General features: G+C 39.8%; 12 protein-coding genes. 4 read left to right on the top strand and 8 right to left on the bottom strand.

The window, feature by feature from the left end; translation table 11 throughout:
* Positions 1 to 359: 359 nt before the first annotated feature.
* The 7 genes from AC0KTX_RS08530 to AC0KTX_RS08500 form a co-directional block, all read right to left on the bottom strand.
* Entirely contained in the window at positions 360 to 1,343 is a 984-nt protein-coding gene (locus AC0KTX_RS08530; RefSeq protein WP_474251797.1) for an HD-GYP domain-containing protein, read from the bottom strand.
* Between the two features lie 67 nt (positions 1,344 to 1,410).
* On the bottom strand, positions 1,411 to 1,974 hold the full coding sequence (locus AC0KTX_RS08525) for a shikimate kinase (RefSeq protein WP_474251796.1): 564 nt from the start codon (positions 1,972 to 1,974) through the stop codon (positions 1,411 to 1,413).
* A 185-nt stretch (positions 1,975 to 2,159) separates the two neighbouring features.
* Positions 2,160 to 2,309 (bottom strand): substrate-binding domain-containing protein, encoded by a 150-nt coding sequence (locus AC0KTX_RS08520; protein ID WP_474251795.1) that lies wholly within the window; start codon positions 2,307 to 2,309, stop codon positions 2,160 to 2,162.
* 820 nt (positions 2,310 to 3,129) lie between these two features.
* The gene (locus tag AC0KTX_RS08515) at positions 3,130 to 4,134 is read right to left on the bottom strand and encodes a C40 family peptidase (RefSeq protein ID WP_474251794.1); all 1,005 of its coding nucleotides are present in this window, start codon (positions 4,132 to 4,134) and stop codon (positions 3,130 to 3,132) included.
* A 13-nt stretch (positions 4,135 to 4,147) separates the two neighbouring features.
* Positions 4,148 to 5,227, bottom strand: coding sequence for a dipeptide epimerase (locus AC0KTX_RS08510; RefSeq protein WP_474251793.1), 1,080 nt, complete (start codon positions 5,225 to 5,227; stop codon positions 4,148 to 4,150).
* A 15-nt stretch (positions 5,228 to 5,242) separates the two neighbouring features.
* The gene (locus AC0KTX_RS08505; protein ID WP_474251792.1) at positions 5,243 to 6,406 is read right to left on the bottom strand and encodes a DUF819 family protein; all 1,164 of its coding nucleotides are present in this window, start codon (positions 6,404 to 6,406) and stop codon (positions 5,243 to 5,245) included.
* 193 nt (positions 6,407 to 6,599) lie between these two features.
* Positions 6,600 to 6,920: a DUF3870 domain-containing protein gene (locus AC0KTX_RS08500; protein ID WP_474251791.1), complete on the bottom strand. Its 321-nt coding sequence runs from the start codon at positions 6,918 to 6,920 to the stop codon at positions 6,600 to 6,602.
* A gap of 378 nt (positions 6,921 to 7,298) precedes the next feature.
* Here AC0KTX_RS08500 and AC0KTX_RS08495 point away from each other — a divergent pair, with 378 nt between their 5' ends.
* From AC0KTX_RS08495 to AC0KTX_RS08480, 4 genes are read left to right on the top strand one after another with little or no spacing between them, the layout of a single operon-like run.
* Positions 7,299 to 8,735 (top strand): PTS mannitol transporter subunit IIBC, encoded by a 1,437-nt coding sequence (locus AC0KTX_RS08495; protein WP_474251790.1) that lies wholly within the window; start codon positions 7,299 to 7,301, stop codon positions 8,733 to 8,735.
* Positions 8,736 to 8,780: 45 nt separating this feature from the next.
* The gene (locus AC0KTX_RS08490) at positions 8,781 to 10,853 is read left to right on the top strand and encodes a BglG family transcription antiterminator (RefSeq protein WP_474251789.1); all 2,073 of its coding nucleotides are present in this window, start codon (positions 8,781 to 8,783) and stop codon (positions 10,851 to 10,853) included.
* Between the two features lie 15 nt (positions 10,854 to 10,868).
* Positions 10,869 to 11,303, top strand: coding sequence for a PTS mannitol transporter subunit IIA (locus AC0KTX_RS08485; protein WP_474251788.1), 435 nt, complete (start codon positions 10,869 to 10,871; stop codon positions 11,301 to 11,303).
* 1 nt (position 11,304) lies between these two features.
* Positions 11,305 to 12,462 (top strand): mannitol-1-phosphate 5-dehydrogenase, encoded by a 1,158-nt coding sequence (locus tag AC0KTX_RS08480; protein ID WP_474251787.1) that lies wholly within the window; start codon positions 11,305 to 11,307, stop codon positions 12,460 to 12,462.
* 106 nt (positions 12,463 to 12,568) lie between these two features.
* On the opposite strand, the gene AC0KTX_RS08475 is transcribed toward AC0KTX_RS08480, so the two are convergent.
* Entirely contained in the window at positions 12,569 to 12,967 is a 399-nt protein-coding gene (locus AC0KTX_RS08475; RefSeq protein WP_474251786.1) for a gamma-glutamylcyclotransferase family protein, read from the bottom strand.
* Positions 12,968 to 13,020: the final 53 nt, after the last annotated feature.

Below are 13,020 nucleotides of genomic sequence, written 5' to 3'. Positions count from 1 at the left end.
TGATGATATAGGGATATATCCTTATTATTGCCTGTACATTCCTGTCTTATATGTCAAATCCCTTGCGGTTAAACTAAGGAATTATGTTTAAGCTTTTTGTGATAGTTCTTTTAAGGGTTAAGTCCTGAGAGAGCGGTATCAATCACCGAAGTCTGGGTTCGCTGTGCTAGGAGTAAGATTTTGCACAATAATTGGGACTTGACCTTTTTAAGGCTTGTGGAGGAAATCCATTAAAAAGTTGAAAACCATGAAGGAAATAAATAAAAGCTAATCACGATTGGGAACTTCCTCATTTTACCTGATAAGAAAGTTTACCAAAGTGATTAGCCAAATGAATGGAGCTTAGGAGGAATAATAGGCTATTTGTACATAGATACAAAAGCATCGACAATATCGGGATCAAAATGGACACTTTTACGTTCTGTTAAAAAATCCAGCGCTTGATCAAGAGGCCAAGCGACTTTATAAGGCCGAGCGCTGTTCAAAGCTTCAAACACATCAACAACGGTTACAATTCGTGCTTCGAGCGGAATCTCTTTGCCCTTCAATTTTTTCGGATATCCCGTGCCATCCCATTTTTCGTGATGGTACAGGATAATGTTTTCGGCAACTTTATAGCTTTCTTTTAAAAAATTGTCTTGCAGTTTGCTTGTAATTTTTTGCAAAATGTCATATCCGATTAGCGGATGAGTTTCCATGATGAGTCTTTCATACGATGTGAGCGGGCCCGGTTTATATAAAATACCCTCAGGAATGCCGGCTTTTCCAATATCATGCAGTATGCTCGAATAGATGACATTTTTCATATAATCCTCAGAAAGTTGAAGCTGATAATAATCATTGTATGTATAAATCAATTTTTCCGTAAGCTGCCTGACATTGACTAAATGATCTTCAATGCTTGGATCCTGTATTTCGCAGGAAATCGCCAGCACTTCAAGAATCGATTTTTTCGTTTTCTCTAATTGTTCCTGTGGAATGAACGTACCGCTGTCAAGCTGCTCCAATTCACGAAAAACCCCTACATAATACACTTCGTCTTCAATAAGGATGGGCGTAATTGTGATTGAAGAATGCCACAATTCCCCGGATTTTTTTCTATTAATAAAGACGCCCGACCATGGCTTTCTTTCCATTAAAGATTTGGACATCGAAACATATGTCGATTTCGGCGTTAAATTCGATTTAATTTCTCCGGCCTTTTTTCCAATCATTTCATGTTTTTGATATCCCGTTACTTTTTCATACGTTTCATTAACGTCCAAAATGATATGATGACGGTCGGTTATAATGACTGCATCTGCCAACAATAAATATGCCGATAATTGTGGATGAACGCTCATCGCAACGAAACCCTTTCATCAATAACTGGAAACAACCATGGAATCCCCGCCTGAATATTGGGATTCATTACTTATTCGGCTCATAAAGGCTCCAAGACAATTTTACGGAATTGACGATTTCATCCGCAACTGCTTCAGGATCAAGGTTGTTCGTTGAAATTTTAGAGTGATGAAGAGAATACGCATCTCGTCGTTTCAAAAATAATGCTTCAATTTCTTCCAACGATTTTTTTTGCAAAAGAGGACGGTTCTCGATAAGAAGAGGTATTCTGTCTTTCCAAGAATCCCATGACAAATCGAGCAAAAACACAAGGCCGCTGGATAAACAGGCATCGCGGACTTCCTCATCCAAATATGCCCCTCCGCCAAGGGAAACAATTTTTAGCCGAGTATTTTCCAGCAGATCAATAATCATTTCTTTCTCAACTTTCCGAAAATATTCTTCGCCAAATTGTTGAAAAATAGCCGGAATCGCCATACTATACTTTTTCTCAATTTCCTCATCCACATCAATGAAATCCCGGTACAGTTTTTTGCCGACAAGACGGCCGATAGTTGTTTTCCCTACTCCCATAAAACCAATTAAAATAATATTCTTTTCGCGAAGAGGAATTTCCGTTTTCTCTTTCATTTGCAATCCACTTCCCTGAAACGTAATTATCATAACCTTTAAGAGTTTGACTCGCGTACAACAAGCTCAGGCTGCAAAATAAGTTTTTTCGCCTGTCCCGCCTCGCCTTTCATCCGCTTATGCAAAAGGTCAGACGCATTGCCCCGATCCGATCAGGAAAAGCGGAAACGGTCGTTAAAGAAGGACTAAATACCGATTTCCGGAATATTGTCAAAACCAACTACTGCGGCATCACGGCTAGGCATCAAACCGGTTTCTTTTAATCCAAGCATTACACCAAACGCAACAACATCATTATAACAGAAAAAACCAGTTGGAGGATAAGAATTTTGCATAACCCCGTTTGACTGTGTATTAATTTTTTTTCTCTAGATTCTTTTACATTCGGACGTCGCAGACAACAAGGCAACACACCTTCGTGTTTTGCAAATTCCTGCAGCGTCATGCGAGTCTCTTTTTTCGTCCCATTCTTCTGACATCTGCTATCAATATTCACCAACAAATCAGTTGAGAAAAGGATATCTTCCCATTCAAAAAAATTGTCAATTTCACTTTAAAAGCAAAATCAGTCTTTTGACAAAAAGAAAAACTCCCCCGATTGGCCGAGGACAACTAACCTAATCATGCACACGCTGACATAAAGAAGAAAATATATTAATAGGGCCACAAGTGATGTGTGTACGTTGCCGGGTAAAAAGGAATCCGCTTTAAGAAAGTATGATCTCATCCTTCAAGATGCGGGGTGCTTGTTCCGCGTCAACCACAAGGGATATTTTCAAAACGACGTTATCGTCCTAAAAGGGGTTCATGGAGATAAAAACAAAGCAGCAATATGACGATCAAAACAAGCGCGGAAGCAGTAATGGCTTGTTGTCAACAATCGTTATGGTGAAAATACGGAATCTAATCGTCATAACGATGGCATAAAAACCTTAAAAGAGTTGGTTGCCAAATAAAACAAGCTGCTAAAAGAGCTTATGATTGATTAGATATGCAACAGAAATACAAAGAGGAAAAGCAATGTCTAAGAAGAACATGCATAATTCCCCCGAAGATGTCGGGATTGACGAAATACCCACTCTAAAGGAATACGGAAAAGGAAATAATAAAAAAGCCTTAAGAATTTCCCTAAGGCGATATATTTGGATATTTATTTTAGTCTAAATATCTCCTCGCACCCGCATATTCATGACCATATCCGGACGTTTCAATGTCGTCTATTCTTACATGGGTCGAACTGTTTGGAGAATGAATCATTTTTCCATCCCCAATGTACATCCCGACATGATGAACTCTTCCTTTCCCTTCATTATAGGCAAAAAATACAAGATCCCCAACTGATAAATTTTCTCTTTCAACAGGAAGCCCGTGTGTTGCTTGGACAGATGAATCACGGGGAATCGTTATTCCGTGGGCTTTATAAATAGAGTGGGTAAAGCCGGAGCAATCAAAGCCGAATCCCGACATTCCCGCCCAAAGGTATGGCAAACCTAAAAACTGTTTTGCCGTTTTATAAAGATCTTGACCTGTTGGCGTTGGGATATCCTTTTCACTTTTATAAATGCTGGCAGCCTTTTGGTCAAGCCATTTCGCCCCGTCACTTGGTGTCAAAACAAGCAATGCATTTTTTGTTTCTTTTATAACTGGCAAACGGGTGTTAAAACTGATTTCCATAAATTTTTTCTTTCGTTTTTTATCTTCATAAAGCCAAGCGGTCGGAGCAGTTATTAAGGCAAACGGTTTTTTTTGCATTTTAGCAAATGTTTTGTTTTGGACAATTTGCTTCTTCGGAATCCATCCCGGATAACCTAGCGGATTCCGTGGTGTCGGCTGCCCTTGGACAGCCACTTTTACCCAGTTGCCTTTCTCTTCTAAAATCGTTACCTTCGAGCCGTAAAGAGCTTGTGTTTCAAGCTTTCCGACTAGCCAAAGTTTGTCTTCATACGTTAAATTTTCCGTCCACTTCCGCATATCAACCGGATTCGACGCTGATGGAACATCTATCTCTCTTAAAATATTTGGTTCTGCCCATTGTGTAGCCACCGCTACATCAATAAAAGCCGTATTATTTTCCTCTGTTTTTGCTTCCGCTAAAGGCAGCGAAAAACTGAAAAGGACTAACAAAGTCAACAAGCCGCTTGCCCATTTCTTTACATTCATCCGTTCATCCCCTTTATTTATTTAGTTGTTTTTCGATAATGCCTAAACCCGGCAGATCAGATAATTTAACAAATTCACGATCGTATTGAATTCCGGCAAATTCATGTTCTTCCAGCCATAACGGCGCATCCAGATCCATTTTTGTAATATTTGGGTGTGCTGCTGCAAGATGCGCTGCCGCCGCTAAACTAACAGGCGATTCCATCATACTTCCGATCATACATTCGATTCCGGCGGCTTCGGCTATGTCTGCAATTTGCGCCGCTCTGCGAATCCCTCCTGTTTTCATTAGTTTAATATTAAGAAAATCAACTGCTTTTTCATAAATCAGTTTTAATGCATCTGCTGGAGAAAAAACACTTTCATCAGCCATGATTGGGGTGTTAACCGAATTTTTCACTAATTTTAATCCCTCTATATCATGGGCTTTTACTGGTTGTTCGACTGCTTCGATTTGTATGTTTTCCTTTTCCAAGCGCCGAATAATTTCAATTGCTTGTTTAGGGCTCCAGCCTTGGTTGGCATCAATTCTTATCCTAATTTGCGGACCGACAGATTCGTAAATTGCGCAAATACGCTCAAAATCATGGGTCCAATCCTTCCCTGCTTTAATTTTTAATGTATGAAACCCATTTTTGACAATTTCTCTTGCTTCCTCAACCATTTCTGTTGTACTGCCGACACTAACCGTCATATCATTTTTCAATTCATTTGATTTCCCTCCTAAATATAAATAAAGAGGAATATGAATCAATTTACAAAAGGCATCATAAAGAGCAATTTCCATGGCAGCCTTTGCGCTCGAATTCCTTGCACAACTTGACTGGATAAGCCGTGAAAGACTGTTTATCCGCCTTATATCTTGGCCAATCAGCTGCGGAGCCAAAATATTTTTGATCACTCCTACTATTCCTTCCTTAGAATCTCCTGTAATGGCTAAAGTTGGAGATGCTCCTCCCAGCCCTGCTAAGCCATTTTCGAGAGTAACCTTCACAAGGATGTTCTCAATTTCCGTCGCCGTTCTTAAAGCAGTTTTAAACGGTTTTTTCAGAGGAATCACTGTCGTCTGTATCGCTATTGACTGGATTTTCATGTTGTCATCCTTTCTTTATAATGCTGACAAAATATAAGAGGTTAAAATGCCGAAATAAGTTCCTAACAAGTTCCCTAAAATTGCCATTAAAATGCCGACTGGTATGAGCTGACGATTAAAAGCGCCCGCTAATATCGGCGCAGAAGCAATTCCGCCGACATTGGCCAAAGAAGCCACACCCATTGAAAATAAATCAAGCTTAAATGCTTTGGCTATCCCGACCATGATCAATCCATGAAAAAGTAAAATCAAAAATCCTGAGACAATATATATCGGCGCCTGAAATAATTGCGAAAAGTCGGCGTGCGACGCAATTAATGCGATAACAATGTAAAGCATTACTTTGGAAATTTCCATTGATCCGGGGACTTGAGATATCTTTGTCATAGCCAACAACAACCCTGCAGCGGAGGCAATCATAATCGTCCACGTAGTCGAATTCACGGCAGCTCCAAGTTCCGGCAAGCGATTGCCGATTTTCGCAGCAACCACCGACACAAACAAACTTAATGCTAAAAATCCCAGCAATTCGACAAATCCAATATTTTTGGACTGTTCACTTGTGGCAGCGATTTCATTTGCAGCCATCTGATCCGTATATGCTGTATTTGCCTTTGTCCATTTGTTAAATTTGTCAGCAAACGGAACAAGCCAAAACATGAACATAACCCAAAATGAATAGTTGACCGTATCCATTATGAGGGCGTACCCAAATATATTCTCAGGCACTTCCAATATTCCTTGAAGAATGACCATGTTGGCTGAACCGCCCGTCCAGCTTGCGCTTAAAGCGGCAAATGCTTTCCATGTATCTTCAGCATAAAAGTTTTGCAAGAGCGCATAAGTTATGGCAAATCCGGCAATGATACTGAATGAGGCTGCAAAAAATGTCAGCAATATTTTCGGCCCAAGCTTGATAATTTTTCGCAAATCACATTGGATCAACATAAGCATTAACAGTGCAGGCAACAATAATTCCCGCAACGTTCCATACACATTTTCCAAAGATTCGCTGGACGAAAAGACACCAAATGTTTTCATAAATGCACAGCCGATATAAATAAGGACAATCCCCGGCACATATTGAAAAAATTTACCGCCGATTTTGTTTTCTGCAAGAGCAATGATCGCCGTAAATGCCAGCAGGAAACTCACGTAAAACACGCCGTCTTGGATCATGGGCATTCCTCCTTTTTTCAATAAAAAGAAAATTCATAATGAATCATATGCCGTGAAACGAATCTGAAATGAAATCACAAAATTGAATGCTCAATCCCCCCTTTCATTGAACATATAAAAAATCCAGCTGCTTAGGGACGATGACATTGTCTCTAAGCAGCTGGATTTCATCTGTGAAAAGCAAACGAAGCAGCTACTCCTTGCAAATGATTTGTTGATATTTTATATAGGCATTTTTAAAAGCAACCATTAATGCCTTTTGCGATGAGCCAAAATATCGGTTTTCAATTTCATTCATAATTTCATCATGCTCGGTCATTTTCTTTCCTACAAAAAGAGACCGTACAAATTTTTGCGTTAACGAAATGGTTGCTGAACATTCCGCTTCCATGATTTCATGCGTATTTGTATCGATGACAAGTGCAATGAAAAAAGCATTGAACTGCTGCATAATCGGATTGTTGGAGGCGGTCTTTGAATCTCCAATAATATAAACTGTACTGCGATGAAACACGATTGAACCTCCTGAAAACCGTTCAGACATTGCGGGAGGTATTTAGGGGCTGCCGTAAATATTCAGCGCAATGTGAGCGGTTTCTTAACATCATTGTAATATAACAAATAACTTCACACAATATCGATATTTAAAATATATCAGAATTATCTGTATAAAAAAATAAATTTGTCAAATATTTTGACACATTCATTATTTTACTCGCATAAAGCTTCGTAAAATTTCTCTTTTGCCATCCTTTCGCGTATTACCGCAAATATTAAACTTTTGTCACCATCTATTGTGACAAACTTATCTTTTCTTTTCATTGAGTTTAGGAACAAATGCGTTTTAAGATAATTAAGGTTTATTTTAAAATAAAATGAAAGGGGTAACAATATGGCGGAATCAAATGTAAAAGTGAAAATCCAAAGATTCGGCAGTTATTTAAGCGGAATGATTATGCCCAATATTGGCGCATTTATTGCATGGGGTCTCATAACTGCATTATTTATACCTACTGGTTGGATACCAAATGAAGCTTTAGCAAAGCTTGTTAATCCAATGATTACTTATTTGCTGCCGCTTTTAATCGGTTTTACCGGAGGGCGCATCGTTTATGATCTTCGCGGAGGGGTTGTAGGTGCAACCGCGACGATGGGGGTCATCATTGGATCGGATATTCCAATGTTTTTAGGCGCTATGATCATGGGTCCTCTTGGAGGGTATGTGATCAAACAAGTCGATAAGTTGTTCCAAGGCAAGATTAAATCCGGTTTTGAGATGCTTGTCAACAATTTTTCAGCCGGAATTGTCGGCGGTATTTTAACGATTATTGCTTTTTTAGGAATCGGCCCGGTTGTCTTAGCTTTAAGCAACATTTTGGCAAGCGGTGTTGAACTGATTGTCGACGCCAACCTCCTTCCGCTCGCAAGCATTTTTGTCGAACCGGGAAAAGTGCTGTTTTTAAACAACGCCATCAATCACGGCATTTTAAGTCCGCTCGGAATTGAACAAGCAGCGGAAACAGGAAAATCGATTCTGTTTTTGCTTGAACCTAATCCGGGTCCAGGCCTCGGGGTATTACTTGCGTACATGTTGTTTGGAAAAGGAAATTCAAAACAATCCGCTCCTGGTGCAGCCATCATCCATTTTTTAGGCGGTATTCACGAAATTTACTTCCCTTATATTTTGATGAAACCGTTATTGATCTTAGCAGTCATTGCCGGCGGTGCTAGCGGTGTATTAACATTTTTGCTTTTTGATGCCGGACTTGTGGCCGTTCCTTCTCCGGGAAGCATCATTGCGCTAATGGCCATGACTCCAAAGGGACATTATATCGGCGTGTTGGCTGGGGTTCTTGTTGCAACCGTTATTTCATTTCTCGTTTCCAGCATCATCTTAAAAACGTCGAAAAATGACAGTGATGGAGACTTATCAGCGGCAACAGAAAAAATGCAACAATTAAAAGGCAAAGAAAGCAAAGCAGCGGCGATCATCACAAATCAAGTGCAAGAAGAAAGAGAAAGTGCAAAATTGCAAGAAAATGAATTAGGCAATGTCGAAAAAATTGTTTTTGCCTGTGATGCCGGAATGGGTTCAAGTGCAATGGGAGCATCTATTTTGCGAAACAAAGTCAAAAAAGCAGGATTAAACATTGAAGTAACAAATACTGCCATCAACAATTTGCCGGATGATGCAGATATCGTCATCACCCATAAAGATTTAACAGAAAGAGCAAAAGCAAAACTTCCACAAGCACTGCATATATCTGTTGAAAATTTCTTAAACAGCCCGAAATACGATGAACTTGTCGAAAAATTAAAAGAGCAATAAAATTAAAGAATCGCTCGTTTGCGAATTGGACAGGTGGTGAGTCCTATGTACTTGCGGGCAAGAGAGCGAGAGATACTGGAAAAATTGCTCCGTGAAGATCGTTTTATTACAACGAAAGAAATGGCCAAACAATTTAATGTGAGTTCCAGAACCATTCTCCGCGAACTAAAAGATATGGAAGCCATTCTCAAAAACTATGCGCTTGGCTTTGATCGCAAACCGAGAAAAGGCATTCGGATAACTGGATCCAAACGGCAAAAACAAGCATTACTAAACGATCTACTGTCAAAAGAATATAGGGAATTTAGCCAAGAGGAAAGAAAACTGCTGATTTTCCGTTCGCTTTTAGAGGCCAATGAGCCTCTAAAGCTGTTTACGTTGGCGGACAAGTTAAACGTAACGACCGCAACTCTCAGCAACGATTTGGATCAGATTGAACATTCGATTGGTCACTTTGATTTGAAATTGATTCGAAAAAGAGGATATGGGGTAGAACTGGCAGGATCGGAATACGGAAAAAGAGCAATGTTTGGCAATATGATTTTGGAAAAGATTGACGAAAAAAGATTTCTCGACACCATCGAAAATCAATTGAATCAACAAAATCTGGACAAAAAAACAAAACTGTTCGGCATTCTTGATGAAGAAAAAATCAAAATTGTCGAATGCGTGCTCGAAAAATTCCAGCAAACCATCCTTACTTCCATCGCAGACAGCGCCTATATCGCTCTCGCCGTCCACTTATGGCTGGCCGTCGAGAGAATCCAAAAAGGCGAAACAATCGAAAATGAACAAGATGTTTACAATGAATTAAAAGAAACGCCAGAATTTGCTTCAGCCTCAATAATTGTTCAGGAATTGGAAAAAGTGTTTCATATCAAGATTCCGGAAACGGAAATCGCCTACGTCACCATTCTTTTGCTTGGTGCCAGAAGAAAGGCGGATAAAGATTTTCCATTATTCGATGTAGACGTCGACATTTCCAGAAAAGTACGAGCGCTCATCAATTTTGTTTCAAAAAAAACCGGCTATTCGTTGACAGAAGATCATTCCTTATATCACGGGTTATTGGCGCATCTTGTCCCAGCCTTAAATCGAATGAAAGAAAAAATGTACACGTACAATCCATTATTAAGCCAAATCAAAACAACTTTTCCGTCGCTTTTTAACATTGTGAAAGAAGGGGTAAAAAAAGTTTTTGTCGATCAACATTTTTCTGAGGATGCCATCGGCTACCTCGTTTTGCATTTCGGCTCGGCATTGGAACAAAAAATGAAAGAAATCCCGCTTAAAGCGCTGGTCGTTTGTTCCAGCGGCATCGGTTCATCGAAAATGTTGGCGAGCAGGCTTCTGAAAGAATTTCCGGAAATAAAAACGATCCGCAATTCTTCGCTGATTGAGTTAAAAAATTTAGATATCAGCCAATACGATATAATTATTTCGACGGTCGATCTTCCGTATGACCATATTCCATATATCTTCGTCAATCCGCTGTTGGATCAAAACGACATTTTAAAGGTAAAAGCTTATATTAATGAACGGCTTCCGGCTATTGTGAAAAGCAAAGATGTTAACTCGAACAAAGAAACTGACGATTTGATCAACTTAATCAATCGGTTTAATAAGTTCGGGGATACCGTCAAAAAAGTATTGCACTATTTTCAAGTCATCAAACTGAAAGGGTCAGAAAGCCATAAACGAAATATTATGGAAATTTGCCATCAATTAAAAGAAGAAAAACTGATAGCAGACGAAAACAAAATCGCAGCCAAACTGCTGTTAAGGGAACAGAAAGGCGGATTAGGAATCCCTAAATCAAAAATCGCTTTATTTCATTTGAAAGATAGAAATGTTTCTGTCCCTTTATTCCGCATTTACGAATTGGACAAAGAGGACAGCGTCCTTGGGATGGACGGAGAGAAAATGGCCGTAAAGCGAATCCTTTTACTTCTGGCTCCTGAACAATTATCTCATTACGGCCTTGAAATTCTCAGCCTGATAAGTTCTTCCATTGTCGAAAACGACGAAAGTTTGGAATTGTTTGAGCAAGGCAATGAAAAAGAGGTCTACAACAAATTAAATTCCATTTTCCATCATTTTATGAAAGAAAAATTTTAGATAGGAGTGACCGACATGAAACAAGTGTTAACCCCTGAGAATATCGTTTTAAATGCAAAAGCTGCCAACAAAGAGGAAGCAATTCGATTAGCCGGCAAGGTGCTTGTAGAAAATGGCTACGTTAACGAACAATACATCGAAAAAATGCTTGAGAGAGAAGAAGTTACATCCACCTATATGGGAAACAATATTGCTATTCCCCATGGAACAGAAGACGGCAAAAGAGAAGTGATTTCATCGGGAATTTCCATCATCCAAATTCCTGAAGGCGTAGAATATGGCGAAGGAAATATCGCAAAAGTGGTGTTTGGAATTGCCGGGAAAGATAATGAGCACTTGGAGATCTTATCAAAAATCGCCATTCTCTGTTCAGAGCAAGAAAATGTCGACCGCATCATCGAAGCAACAAGCGCAGAAGAATTAATCAACTTATTCAACGAGGTGGAGTAGCATGATTGCATTGCAATTTGGTGCCGGGAACATCGGAAGAGGATTTATCGGCGCCCTTCTAAGACAATCCGACTACGAAGTGTATTTCCTTGATGTCAATGATGCGTTAATCGATGAATTAAATAAAAGGGGAAGCTACACGATTGAACTTGCCGGTGAAGATAAACAAATCATCACAATTTCAGGCGTAAAAGGAATTAACAGCGGAAAAGAAGCGGAAAAAGCCGTCCGACTCATCACCGAGGCTGACTTAATTACAACAGCCGTCGGCCCAAATGTATTGAAACTCATCGCTCCGACCATTGCGGAAGGAATCAAGCTTCGATTCAAGCAAACGGACAAACCGTTGAACATTATTGCCTGCGAAAACATGATCGGCGGCAGCCGTTTTTTAAAAGAAGAAGTTTGCAAATGGTTGAATGACGAAGAAAAGAAAAAATTAGAGCAATTTGTCGGTTTTCCAAATGCAGCTGTTGACCGTATTGTTCCGCTGCAACATCATGAAGATCCATTAAAAGTATCCGTCGAGCCGTTTTTTGAATGGGTGGTGGAAAAACCAATTTTTAAAGGCGAAATTCCAGATATTAAAGGGATCACCTATGTCGACGACCTGAACCCATACATTGAGCGGAAACTTTTCACCGTTAATACCGGCCATGCAGCAACAGCCTATTTAGGATACTTTAAAAACATTGAAACGATTGACAAAGCGGTGGCCGATCCGTTTATCCGTCCCATTTTAGAAGGAGCCTTAGCCGAAACGGGTGACCTTTTAGCCAAAACCCATCATTTTGACCGATCAGAACATCAAAAATACATTGACAAGATTTTTGCTAGATTTGAAAACAAGCAAATTTCCGATGATGTAACAAGAGTCGCAAGAGCTCCCATTCGCAAACTAGGTGAAAATGACCGTCTGGTGGCTCCTGCCAAAAAATTAATGCAAATCGGCCAAACGCCCGAAAACCTCGCAACGGTCATTGCAGCAGCATTATTATATGACTTTAAAGGTGATCAAGAAGCCGTTCAGTTGCAGGAAACGATCAGGGAAAAAGGTGTTCAATCGGCTTTAAAACAATACAGCCATCTTGACGAAAACGATCCTTTGGCAAAATTGATTGTGGAAAAATATGAGCAACTACAAAAAGAAACGGTGTAAATCACAAATCCGCCCGATCAAAAGGGCGGATTTGTGACAAAAACAAAAATGAATCAAAGACCGCAGAAAATAAATTCTGTGATCTTTGATTTTTTTAGCGCCTCATTCAATCCTTTAAGTGGTGTTCTTTCCCCCGGTGTTTTCTCCAAGATTGAGAAGGAATGATAGGCAAATGCTTCGCTTTTTCTAAAGAATATACGTAAACATATCCTTCCATATCCTGCCGGCAATCCTTCACCAACACGCGTTCATACTCGTTGTCGGCTCTGCCTTCCTCATAATCCTCCAGCCAATCCATTTGCTTCAGCCCTTCTTCGGTTACCGTAAACCATTCACCCGGGATTTCATTCCCCTCATCATCAAGGACAAGGGCAGGATAAGCGCCGACATCATATAAATATCCTTTCACATGCCCGCTGCGGACAGATATTAAATAAGGTGAAGCGACGTGATGGTTCGATTCGCCGACAAGCAATGTTCCATAGACAAACACTTGATATAGCAACTTTCATCACCTAGGCAAGTTATTTTTTTTATTTACAGGCTTTTTCAACAATC

This window comes from Aeribacillus sp. JST-2 (genome assembly GCF_056032925.1).
The sequence above is the reverse complement of the archived record's forward strand: the minus strand, read 5'-3'. Positions and strand labels throughout refer to the sequence as shown.

Coding starts and splice junctions, on each gene's coding strand:
- AC0KTX_RS08530 (WP_474251797.1), bottom strand. CDS start 1,343: ATGAGCGTTCATCCACAATTATCGGCATATTTATTGTTGGCAGATGCA.
- AC0KTX_RS08525 (WP_474251796.1), bottom strand. CDS start 1,974: ATGAAAGAGAAAACGGAAATTCCTCTTCGCGAAAAGAATATTATTTTA.
- AC0KTX_RS08520 (WP_474251795.1), bottom strand. CDS start 2,309: ATGCAAAATTCTTATCCTCCAACTGGTTTTTTCTGTTATAATGATGTT.
- AC0KTX_RS08515 (WP_474251794.1), bottom strand. CDS start 4,134: ATGAATGTAAAGAAATGGGCAAGCGGCTTGTTGACTTTGTTAGTCCTT.
- AC0KTX_RS08510 (WP_474251793.1), bottom strand. CDS start 5,227: ATGAAAATCCAGTCAATAGCGATACAGACGACAGTGATTCCTCTGAAA.
- AC0KTX_RS08505 (WP_474251792.1), bottom strand. CDS start 6,406: ATGATCCAAGACGGCGTGTTTTACGTGAGTTTCCTGCTGGCATTTACG.
- AC0KTX_RS08495 (WP_474251790.1), top strand. CDS start 7,299: ATGGCGGAATCAAATGTAAAAGTGAAAATCCAAAGATTCGGCAGTTAT.
- AC0KTX_RS08490 (WP_474251789.1), top strand. CDS start 8,781: ATGTACTTGCGGGCAAGAGAGCGAGAGATACTGGAAAAATTGCTCCGT.
- AC0KTX_RS08485 (WP_474251788.1), top strand. CDS start 10,869: ATGAAACAAGTGTTAACCCCTGAGAATATCGTTTTAAATGCAAAAGCT.
- AC0KTX_RS08480 (WP_474251787.1), top strand. CDS start 11,305: ATGATTGCATTGCAATTTGGTGCCGGGAACATCGGAAGAGGATTTATC.